Annotated in this window: 11 protein-coding genes; 8 read left to right on the plus strand and 3 right to left on the minus strand. The window is 47.6% G+C overall.

What is annotated here, in order from left to right; genetic code table 11:
* Window positions 1-726: hypothetical protein (locus LDL40_RS06410; protein ID WP_300994366.1), on the plus strand; the 726-nt coding region annotated here is incomplete at its 5' end.
* A 3-nt stretch (window positions 727-729) separates the two neighbouring features.
* Here LDL40_RS06410 and LDL40_RS06415 read toward each other — a convergent pair.
* Window positions 730-1,353, minus strand: a complete 624-nt coding sequence (locus tag LDL40_RS06415; protein WP_300994368.1) for a LysE family translocator — start codon at window positions 1,351-1,353, stop codon at window positions 730-732.
* Between the two features lie 198 nt (window positions 1,354-1,551).
* Complete coding sequence (locus tag LDL40_RS06420) at window positions 1,552-2,385, minus strand: DNA ligase (RefSeq protein WP_300994370.1); 834 nt, start codon at window positions 2,383-2,385, stop codon at window positions 1,552-1,554.
* Between the two features lie 253 nt (window positions 2,386-2,638).
* Here LDL40_RS06420 and LDL40_RS06425 point away from each other — a divergent pair, with 253 nt between their 5' ends.
* The 3 genes from LDL40_RS06425 to torT all read left to right on the plus strand — a co-directional run bounded on the left by LDL40_RS06425 (window position 2,639) and on the right by torT (window position 5,034).
* A complete protein-coding gene (locus tag LDL40_RS06425; RefSeq protein WP_300994371.1) occupies window positions 2,639-3,910 on the plus strand; it encodes a DUF3422 family protein in 1,272 nt (423 codons plus the stop codon).
* 72 nt (window positions 3,911-3,982) lie between these two features.
* Window positions 3,983-4,354, plus strand: coding sequence for a hypothetical protein (locus LDL40_RS06430; protein WP_300994373.1), 372 nt, complete (start codon window positions 3,983-3,985; stop codon window positions 4,352-4,354).
* Complete coding sequence (torT, locus tag LDL40_RS06435) at window positions 4,276-5,034, plus strand: TMAO reductase system periplasmic protein TorT (RefSeq protein ID WP_300994375.1); 759 nt, start codon at window positions 4,276-4,278, stop codon at window positions 5,032-5,034. Before LDL40_RS06430 ends, torT begins: the two co-directional genes overlap by 79 nt.
* Before the next feature lie 2 nt (window positions 5,035-5,036).
* On the opposite strand, the gene upp is transcribed toward torT, so the two are convergent.
* Window positions 5,037-5,690, minus strand: a complete 654-nt coding sequence (upp, locus tag LDL40_RS06440) for a uracil phosphoribosyltransferase (protein WP_300994377.1) — start codon at window positions 5,688-5,690, stop codon at window positions 5,037-5,039.
* Window positions 5,691-5,830: 140 nt separating this feature from the next.
* Here upp and LDL40_RS06445 point away from each other — a divergent pair, with 140 nt between their 5' ends.
* From LDL40_RS06445 to LDL40_RS06460, 4 genes are all read left to right on the plus strand, one after another.
* The gene (locus tag LDL40_RS06445) at window positions 5,831-6,682 is read left to right on the plus strand and encodes a zinc-dependent peptidase (protein ID WP_300994379.1); all 852 of its coding nucleotides are present in this window, start codon (window positions 5,831-5,833) and stop codon (window positions 6,680-6,682) included.
* Window positions 6,683-6,938: 256 nt separating this feature from the next.
* Window positions 6,939-7,421 carry a peptidylprolyl isomerase gene (locus LDL40_RS06450; RefSeq protein ID WP_300994380.1) on the plus strand — a complete coding sequence of 161 codons (483 nt, stop codon included), beginning with the start codon at window positions 6,939-6,941 and terminating at the stop codon, window positions 7,419-7,421.
* A 119-nt stretch (window positions 7,422-7,540) separates the two neighbouring features.
* Window positions 7,541-8,386: a TIGR02285 family protein gene (locus LDL40_RS06455; protein ID WP_300994381.1), complete on the plus strand. Its 846-nt coding sequence runs from the start codon at window positions 7,541-7,543 to the stop codon at window positions 8,384-8,386.
* Between the two features lie 116 nt (window positions 8,387-8,502).
* Window positions 8,503-10,000, plus strand: a 1,498-nt coding sequence (locus tag LDL40_RS06460) for a biosynthetic peptidoglycan transglycosylase (protein ID WP_300994382.1), incomplete at its 3' end; no start/stop codon positions are given.

Genomic DNA, 10,000 nt, shown 5'->3' on the forward strand with positions numbered 1-10,000 from the left:
TCAAACTATAGTATTCAATGGGTCGCTGCCTTATTCCAGGGCAACGATCCTGCAGGCTCCATTCTAACCTGGCGTGGTTTTGCTCTGCATAATCTGCAAACAGCCATAGGTGAACGGGTCGACTTTGCCAATTATCCCAGCATAGCGGCAGGTGGCATAGTCGAACCGCAGCCGGCCTGGGTTGAGCCTAATCGTGAACTGGACCACAAGACAGGTTATTACCTGGGAGCACACTGGCTTTATCAGGACCTCACCGAAGTACGGCTCTATTGGTACGACAACAGAGCTGAACCCACCACTTTTAAACATGGCCAATATGGCTGGGATAGCCGTTTTATCAGCCTGGCAGTGCAGCATCAGCTCAGTGAGCAATGGCGCCTGTTAGCCCAGTACCTGGACGGTGAAACCTTAATGGGACAGAATATAGTTGCAGCAGATTATCGCAGTAGTTACCTGATGCTGAACTACCAACTGGAACGGCATAGTGTGAGCGCCAGGTACGATCACTTTCATGTTACAGATAAAGATCAGACCCCTACAGATGACAACAACGGCAGAGGTCATAGCTGGACTTTAAACTGGACTTATCAGTTGACTGAACAGCTCAATGTAGCCATAGAGCACACGGACTTAACCAGTGCGCAGCCCAACAGAACTCAGTGGCTGGGTTGGCAGGCTGACGCTAAACAGCGATCCACCAGCCTGATTTTTGCTTATCGATGGTAGGTTCTAGCCAAGCAGCATCCAAACAGCAACAGCAAACATTAAACAGGCAGCGATACGATTCAGCCACTGCACCTTGTTTTGCTGTTGGAAAAAGGCACCCAAAGCTTTACCGCCACTGGCGTACAACAGCATAGAGAAGAACTCCAGCGCAATAATAATGCACACCAGCACAAACAGCTGAGGCCAAAACGCCAGTTGATTGTCGATAAAAGGTGGCAATAAGGCCATATGAAAAGCCCAGCCTTTAGGATTGGAGACCGCTGTCACAAACCCCTGACTAAATAAGCTTCGCCTTGGCATCAGTTCAATTTTGGTACCAGCCTCTGGTATAGCTAATTTGCCTTTAGCCCACCACATTTGCCAGCCTATATAGGCCAAAAATAAAGCGCCTGCTATTTTAAACCACTGAAACACCGTTGGAAATTGCAGCATCATAGCCGCCACGCCGCAGACTGCCAGAATTGCGACTAAAGCCACACCCAACATTTCGCCCCACATCATCCATAAAGTGCGGCGCACTCCCTGGGTCATGCCAAGCGTCATGGCCAATGTCATGCACATGCCAGGTGTAACAGAGACAAATAAAAAAGTCGGAATAAAAGCGCCCATTAATGCCAGATTTACCATAGCTACCTCATCAGCTGAAGGTCGCTATTCTGTCTTGTTGTGCAAACAACGACAAGATCAATATACCTACCGCACTTGAAGCTGCAGCTTTAGTGATTGCGCCATCTCGCCCTGTTACTTAAGTCGACTAAGCTACTGAGGTTTCACTGGCTTGGCGCTTTCCTGCAACTTCTGGTTAGTTACCAATAGACTGGCAGTTTAAGGCTCGGAGCGCTGTCGGACAAAAACTGCAAAACGCGGCGTGCCTTTGTGTGTCAGGCCCTGATACTTAAAAGTGACTAAAGCGCCAATAGGCGGCGGATTTATCCGCTCTGGTAGCGTAAAACCCGAACCTAATTTAAAACGACGGCCGTCAGGTAGTTCCACCAATAACGCGCCTAGCATGCCACTAAACTGCCCCTTGCCAGGTAAATGCGCAACCACTCTGGCTTCTGCGTCTTCAAACAACTTCAATTTTTGTAAATGACTGACCCTGCCGCTTTGGTAAAGCGCCTGGCCATGGTGCAACATCAGCCCCTCGCCGCCTTCAGCCACAACTTGCTGTAACAACTGCTCCAATTGTGCTTTAGTTTGTAGTTGTCGCTGCGGCACCAACTGTACAAATTCATTGTCCGGTAATTGCTGGCGTAAAAACTGCAACCTGCTGCTAAAAGTGCCAGCTTGCTGCGGTGCATCAAACACCATAAGCCTGATCCCTCGCCAGATTTCGTGACCAGAGCCTTGCTGTAAAGCCTGCATCACCTGCTGAAACCGGGAACGGCCTGCCCATAATTCACCATCCAGAGCGAAGGCAGGCAGTAATGTCAGAAGACGATCAGGAACCTTAAGCCAGTCGCCACTCCGGCTTCGCAATTGTTTGCCGTCCCAAAAAACACGGACACCATCAAGCTTCTCGCTGATCCAAAAGTCGGCTATTGCTTCCTGCTGTTGGTAAGCCAGAGCCAGTTGTAACTGCGGTAATGTCTTCATAGCAAAAGCTGGTGCAGCAGCCAGCAGAGCCGTACAACAGATTGACAGATACAAAGTTTGCATTTGCTTGCCCTCCGTGTTGTGTTCCGCTTTTAAGTATAGCGCCCTTGAATATGAAAATAAAATGTTAATCAGACTGCACATTTTTAGTGCTTTGTTGTACTGGAAAAGCACATCAAGCTATTGTTTCATAAAAACAAAACCACTGAACCAAATAGAATTTATCAATAAAATCAGACAATTGACATCAGGCTGTCACGCTTAGGTACAGATACTGCTTCAGTTCTCTTGATCCTTTGTTTTTTTGGAGTCTGTTATGGTTCAGCTTTATTTACGCCAACACCCACAACGCGATCTGCTAGAGCAAGAATTACAGCAGCGTTTTTTTCCAGCATTGGATTCGCCTTGCCAGCTCTGCCAGTTTGTACTGACGTTGTCCAGCGCCTCCCGCAGCGCCGAATACCAGGCAATGCAGCAATTGGCGCAACAACATGGCAAACATCTGGAACCCCATGAACAGGACTGCAACTTGCAACTCAATGACACCTGGCTGCGTTGGGAAAGACACAATGAGTTCTCCACTTACACTTTTATCCGCACCGGTACTAGCCAGGGTTTGTTTTGTGATCCACAGGAGCTGGTCCCGGATCATGCCTGGTTTGCCAGCCTGCCAGGTCAGTTGTTCCGCGTGGTGCAGCTGAGCATAGTTCAGCCCGCCCAACTACAAAGCCGGGATCCGGCAGAACTTTTTGTCAGTGAACATTTGATCAGCAGCATGGTGTTTCATGGTAAAGCCAGGATCTGGACTGATTTTCGCAAACACAATGAAGGCGCCGGTCGAATGCTGGTGTTGGATAATGGTTTAAGCCGCAGTGCTTTAGGTGCTTTGGTGCAGCAGCTATTTGACTTAGGTAATTATCGTAAACTTGCGCTTTTAGCCTGGCCTTATTGCAAGTTAGCACTGCATCAATTGCCGCAACAGGAACAGCAACTGGCCGTCATTACATCACGCATCGAACAAAAACAGGGAAATGACGAGCAATTGTTAGATGAACTAATCCAATTGGCAGCCCAAACAGAACACCAAATTTCGGAAAATAGCAGCAGACTGCAAGCCAGCCATGCCTATTACCAACTGACACTGGACAGGTTAAGAAGTCTGGATGAACAGCCGGTCGAAGGTTTGATGTCGCTACAACATTTTACCGAGCGACGCTTAACTCCGGCCTGGCGCACAGCACAGTCCGTTTTGAAACGCCAACAGCAATTAGCCGAACGTTTGGGCCGTTCTACTGAATTATTACGCACTCAGATTAATTTAAAGCTGGCATGGCAAAATCAGACCTTATTATCTTCAATGGATAAAAGAGCGCATTTACAGTTAAAATTGCAAAGTGCGGTAGAACGTTTATCTGTTGTCGCTATTAGTTATTATTCCTTGCAACTGCTGACGAAAGCGCAGCAGGCCATAGTGCATTGGCTGCCACAGTGGCCTGCTAAAACCATAGAGTCAGTCAGTGTGCCGCTGGTGATAGCTATAGTGCTTTGGTACTTCTGGCATCTGCGTAAAAAACTAGCGCAGCATTAGCAATAACAAAACTCAACTCGCTAAGTGCTGAAATTTCCTCTAGTTTTAACTGGAACCAATAAGGGAGATTTCATGTTCAGAGCCTTTTTAATCACAAGCCTTGTATTCAGCAGCCTGGCATGGGCAGAGCAAAACTGGTTTCCGGTGGAAGTGCAGGCTGATGGTAAACTAATGCAGTACAGGCCACTGACCAAGGTCAGCAAGGCCTGGCGGCTTTGTGCTTTGTTGCCTCATGGTAAAGATCATTACTGGTGGGGGGTGTCCTGGGGTTTAGCAGAAGAAGCCAAGCGACAAGGTGTGTTGTTGGGGATCTATGAGGCAGGAGGTTATGAGAACTTACAGCGCCAACGTCAGCAATTATTACAATGCGTCAGCAATTATTACAATGCGTCAGCAATAAAGCAGACGCCATTATTATTGGGGCTATTTCCAGCGAAGGGTTAAATGATTTAATTTTGCAGCTAAAGAATTCCGGTATTCCGGTGATTGATCTGATTAATGGGATCAAGAGCACTGCCATCAGCGCCCGCTCCTCTGTGTCTTTTACCTATATGGCAGCGAAAAGTGCTGAATATCTGTTAAGGCACCAACCACAAAGTTCCAGTCTGGCATGGTTTCCAGGCCCGGCACAGGCGGCCTGGGTTCAGGATGCAGAACAGGGATTAAAACAGCAACTGGAAGGACAGCCTATTCAGTTGCTGCACGGCGGCTATGGCGCGACAGACAATTTTTCGCAAGCCACCCTGGTGCGCCAGTTGTTCACCCATCATCAACCCGGGCTTGTGCTGGCCAATGCGGTTGCAGCAGGCGTAGCACAACATTTTATTGCAGCTGAAGGACTGAACAATATTAAGGTGATGGCTTATTATGCCAATCCTGAAGTAGTCAGGTTGATCCAAAGTGGCCAGTTATTGGCTGCTGCAACAGATTCTCCAGTAATCCAGGCCCGCATCAGCATTGATTTGGCACTACGACTACTGGAACAACAACCTTATGCCAGACAGGTCAGCCCACAGATCCGGATTTTAGATCAACAGAGCATTGAATTCTTGCCATTGCAGCAGATCATAGCGCCAAAACAACAGTGGATGATCCGCCAACCGCTGGCGGCTATCACGCCCTAAGCTCAGAGTTTAGGGCCAAAACACAAGTCTCCTGCATCCCCTAAACCCGGCACAATATAAGCCTGTTCGTTTAAGTGCTGGTCTAAAGCACCTAACCACAAATAGCTGTCGTCAGGTAACTGCAGCCTTAGGGCTTCAACTCCTTCAGGTGCTGCAATAGCAGCAGCCACATGCACTGAGCGCGGCTTAGCCTGACTTGCGATCAACTGCCAGACTTTGAGCAAAGAACCACCTGTGGCCAGCATAGGATCTATTAAAATCAAATCCCGGTCTGTTAAATCAGGCAATGCGGCATAATTCATCCGGATCTCAAGCTGCTCAGCTGAATCCCCCTCGACCCTATAAGCCCCAATAAAACCGCTGTCAGCCTGATCAAATGCATTGGCAAAGCCCTGATAAAACGCTAAACCGGCTCGTAACACTGTGACTAATACCGGGGGCTGCTGTAGAACAGCTATCTCTGTGCTCCCAAGCACTGTTTTTACTTCGACTTGTTTCACAGCCAAGGTTTTGGCCAATTCAGCAGCCAGCAAAAAGCCCAGACGTTCTAAATTAAATTTAAAACGCAATCTATCTTTTTGGATCTCAGGGTCGCGCAGTTGCAATAAGATAGAATGCACCAACCCAGGGTATAAATTCAGTTGAAACAGCTTCATCAGCGGGCTCACTCTGTTACAGGTATGCAAAGGGTATAGTTTTTTTTCGTCAAGACGCAACTTGTTCTGCTGCTCTGACCTTGAATTTATCGGCAACGGCGCCATAACAGCAGCTTCACAGATCGAATGGAGCACATGCCGTGCCTTTAGTGTTGTTAACCGCGCTGACTTTGCTGGTACTGACTGCAGTATTTCTGCCCCCTGTCTGGAAAAAATATCGCCGGAAAAAAATTCAGCAACAGCCTTTTCCTGCGTCATGGCGGCAAATACTCAAAGATCGTATGCCTTATTTTCGCGCCTTGCCGGCCGATTTGCAGCTGCAACTTAAAAAGCTAATCCAGGTTTTTGTTGCTGAGAAACAATTTGTCGGTTGCGCAGATCTGGTGGTTACAGACGAGATGAGAGTCACTATAGCGGCTCAGGCCTGCCTGTTGTTGCTGAACAAGCCTGCTCATTATTACCCTAAACTTAAGCAGATTCTGATTTATCCGGCTGCTTTTGTCGTACCCACAGTTCAGTCAGATGCTGCTGGCGTGGTCAGTGAAAAGGCACAAGTGCGTTTGGGGGAGTCCTGGCAAACAGGTCAAATCGTTTTGTCCTGGGTCGATACGTTAAAATCAGCTGCCATCTGCAATGATGGACATAATCTGGTGATCCATGAATTTGCACATCAACTGGATCAACTTAAAGGTCAGGCCACAGGCGCTCCTTTGCTCAGAAGCACCGAAGCTTATCAGCAATGGGCTAAGGTGTTATCTGATGAATTTGAGCAACTGCAAAAGCAACTGGCACTGGGTGTACCAACGTTATTTGATCCTTACGCCGCGACCAATCCGGCCGAGTTTTTTGCGGTAATTTCTGAGGTGTTTTTTGAACAACCAGAGTTATTTGCCGCTCAGCATGCGGCGTTGTATCAACAACTACGAAGTTTTTATGCGCTGGACCCTATAAGCTGGGCTCAAACTCACCCTGTAAATGCCCTTCGTACATGAAGCTACCTCTGTGTTGACTACGCGCTCTAGCCCCGGTGATAGTGCAGGTATCTGCAGGGCATGACCCACGCATTGTCGCTTCAATCCAATTACACATAGGTGAGCTATGCTCCCGGGATCTCACGCCTTTGTCGCCGCCGTGCAACTCCAATCACCTTGGACATAAGTCCGCTCTATTCACATAAAAAAGTCGACCCAAGTGACGGCTTGCGTAATAATAGCGGCCATTTTTTAGCAAGCAGCGGATACACAAAGAATGCAAATCACTAAAGATACAGTGGTTCAATTCCACTACACCTTATCAGACGAAACAGGCGTATTAGAAAACTCCAGAAGCCAGGACCCGGTTTTATACCTGCAAGGCCATGGTAACCTGATTGAAGGTTTAGAAAAATCTATGGAAGGTCATCAGGCCGGCGATAAGTTCAGCGTGACCTTAGCTCCGGCTGATGCTTATGGTGAACGAACTGAAGATGCGATCCAAAGTGTGCAGGTAAAGCATCTGATGGGTGCCAAGAAATGGAAACCAGGTATGGTGGCCGTGGTAAATACTGAACAAGGTCAACGCCAGGTTACAGTGGTCAAAGTAGGCATGTTTAAAGCCGACGTCGATACTAACCACCCATTAGCAGGCAAAACCTTAAGTTTTGACATTGATATTATTGACGTGCGTGCTGCCTCAGCTGAAGAAATTGAGCATGGTCATGCCCATGGTGTAGGTGGCCACCACCACCACTAAGGCGTCTGCATTCCTGCCATTCAGTTCAGCACCTGCACTGCTGAACTGAATTACTCCTTGTCCTCTTGCACCGCTTTCGATAGATTAACAATATGTTAAGGAAAACCTGAGGCAAAGTTGTGCAACACATAGTGCTACTACTGTTGTTTGCGTTGCTGAGTTCCCCTGTCATTGCAACTTCTCCGGGAACCGCTCTGAATTGGGCTATCAATACAGCCCCGCCTTTTCATATAGTCGGAGGAGTTTTTGACCAAAAAGGCTTATGTGATCAACTATTAAGCAGTATACAAAAACAACTTCCCAACAGCGGACACCGGGTTGTACTGATGCCACAACCCCGTATTCATCAAGCGCTGAATAATAAGCAACAGCTATGTTTTCCTTGCATGATCCACAGAAGTCAACCAACCCACACTGCAGTATTCAGTACCCCCACTCATTGGTACAGGCCTACAGGAATCATTACCAGGCAAGCGCTGGCTCAGCACCTGACAGAACAATTTGGTTCGCCATTGCACCTCCAATCCTTATTAAAATCAGAGACCTTTAAGCTGGGTCTAGCGGCAGGGCGCAAATACGCCGAATTGGAACCTTTGCTTGAACCTTATCGTCAAAATGCCCTGGTCCGCTCAGGCGATGATAGCCCCGTTGCTTTGCTGAAAATGATCCAAAGCGGTCGTATCGATTTCACTCTGGATTACGATATTATTTTGACCTATCTGAACAAAACTGAGCCAAACCAAGCTAAAGGTCTGGTTTATGTACCGATCAGCGAGCTAGCATCACCTATAGCTGGAGCTGTTGGCTGCAGCAATAGCGACTGGGGACGACGACAAATTGAACTCATTAACTCTGTACTACCCAAAGTTCAGGCCGACCCGGATTTCAAACAAAGCCTTGAGCTCTGGTTTGATACCAGGGTTTTACCTATGCCGTCAGAACCAAAAGCACAATTAAAGCAGTAAATGGAGACAAATCAGTATGTTTGATCCAAAAACTTCAACAAAATTCAGCTGCAAAGCAAATCTATACCAGTTAAAATCGATTGAAATGGCAGCTGCCTGAACTCATGGATAAGAACTTGTCATCCCCACCAGATTTAAATCAGATGCAATTTGATAACTACCGTGACGAAAGACCGTCGGAACACCCTGTGCCTGTCGAATCCTATCGTCGTCGCAGTCTTATTCCATGGTTATTTATTTTGCTGCTGCTGTCTGGCTCGGCTTTGGTGGCCTATGAGCTGCATACAGCGCATTATCAGGCGACCGAAATAAGCGCCTATGCCAAAAAGCTGACCTACCAACTGCAAACCGGTGCCACTGAGCAGGTGTCTTACCCTATAGCCGGGCCTTTTGACCAGCGTTTGGGTTATTCTAAACTGCCTAAATTCATCCCTCGCCTGACACAAAACAACTTTGTCATAGAGCAACAAGCGGCGTTTTCACCGGATCTGCTGTTTTATACCCAGTTAGGATTTTTTCCACCGTACCGGGAAAAAGCTCAGGGCGGTTTGTTGATTGGAGATTGCCGTAACGAAGAGTTGTTTTCATTTTCGCATCCACAGCGAGTTTATAACCATCCGGCTGATGTGCCTGCAGTAGTGCGGGACAGCCTGTTGTTTATTGAAAACCGTAAACTGCTGACCTCTCCAGCCCGGGCTAACCCGGCGGTCGACTGGCCACGTTTTATGATGGCTGCTGTGTCTCAGGTGACCAAAGTATTAAATTTAGAGGGACAATCTGCTGGTGGCAGTACCCTTGCAACTCAAATCGAAAAGTATCGCCACTCGCCGCAGGGCTTAACGCAGAATTTTACCGACAAATTCCTGCAAATGGTCTCAGGTTCAGTCCGGGCTTATCGTTATGGCGCAGATACCTCATTAACGCGGCATGAAATTGTGCTGGACTACCTAAACTCTGTGCCTTTGTCTTCAGCCCCGGGTTTTGGTGAAGTTCATGGTGTAGGTGACGCCTTATGGGCTTGGTTTGGTACAGATTTCAACAGATTTAATCAGGTGCTCAAAGCAGAACCGACAGAGCAAAATAAAAGTTTAAGAGGCTTAGCCTTACGTCAGGTATTAGCTTTGATGATAGCTCAGCGTCGCCCTTCTTATTATTTGCTGCAGGGTCACGATGATTTAGAGGAACTGACCAACAGCCATTTAAGAGTGTTAGCTAATGCAAAAGTCATAGACAGAGAGCTGGCTGATTCGGCGATGTCACAACGTTTATTGTTCAAAGGTGGCAAAGCACCAGGTATTAAGCAGGATGCCCAAGCCCTGAAAGGTATCAATGTGGCCAGAGGCCGTTTAGCCACGTTACTCAACCAGCAACTCTATGATTTAGACCGGCTGGATTTAACAGCCAAAGTGTCTCTACATCATGAATTGCAGCAAAAAGTTAGCCACTACCTCAACAGTCTGGCCTCCCCTGTGGTGGCGGAACAAGTAGGTTTATTAGGGGAAAAGTTGCTGACGGCAGATAAAACCGACAGAGTGACCTACAGCTTTACCTTGTTTGAGAAAACGCCTGGAGGCAACAGAGTCCGGGTACAAACCGATAACACAGACCAACCCT

It is taken from the genome of Rheinheimera sp. (assembly GCF_020217005.1).
Taxonomy (GTDB): domain Bacteria; phylum Pseudomonadota; class Gammaproteobacteria; order Enterobacterales; family Alteromonadaceae; genus Pararheinheimera.

Coding starts and splice junctions, on each gene's coding strand:
- LDL40_RS06415 (WP_300994368.1), bottom strand. CDS start 1,353: ATGGTAAATCTGGCATTAATGGGCGCTTTTATTCCGACTTTTTTATTT.
- LDL40_RS06420 (WP_300994370.1), bottom strand. CDS start 2,385: ATGCAAACTTTGTATCTGTCAATCTGTTGTACGGCTCTGCTGGCTGCT.
- LDL40_RS06425 (WP_300994371.1), top strand. CDS start 2,639: ATGGTTCAGCTTTATTTACGCCAACACCCACAACGCGATCTGCTAGAG.
- LDL40_RS06430 (WP_300994373.1), top strand. CDS start 3,983: ATGTTCAGAGCCTTTTTAATCACAAGCCTTGTATTCAGCAGCCTGGCA.
- torT (WP_300994375.1), top strand. CDS start 4,276: ATGCGTCAGCAATTATTACAATGCGTCAGCAATAAAGCAGACGCCATT.
- upp (WP_300994377.1), bottom strand. CDS start 5,690: ATGAAGCTGTTTCAACTGAATTTATACCCTGGGTTGGTGCATTCTATC.
- LDL40_RS06450 (WP_300994380.1), top strand. CDS start 6,939: ATGCAAATCACTAAAGATACAGTGGTTCAATTCCACTACACCTTATCA.